This is a genomic window from Telluria sp. Soil_C_11, from assembly GCF_057657395.1.
This window is the reverse complement of sequence record NZ_JBDGIN010000075.1, coordinates 1-211: the sequence shown is the minus strand read 5'-3', so window position 1 is coordinate 211 and position 211 is coordinate 1. Positions and strand designations below refer to the sequence as shown.

General features: G+C 51.2%; 1 rRNA gene. It reads left to right on the top strand.

The annotated features are described in order from the left end of the window. Positions 1-137: 137 nt before the first annotated feature. Positions 138-211: ribosomal RNA gene (gene rrf / locus AC3A6M_RS24955) — 5S ribosomal RNA — on the top strand; the annotation flags it as partial.

Below are 211 nucleotides of genomic sequence, written 5' to 3'. Positions count from 1 at the left end.
TTGCCCGTACGGCTTGTCCCTATAACCTTGGCAGTCAAAGCCGGGTTGATGACAGCTGTTTGTTGATACCAGATTACGAAAACACTTCTTCCAGATTCAGAGTGACGCTTTGACCAGCGGCACTCGTACAGTTTATGCCTGATGACCATAGCAAGTCGGTACCACCCCTTCCCATCCCGAACAGGACCGTGAAACGACTTTGCGCCGATGA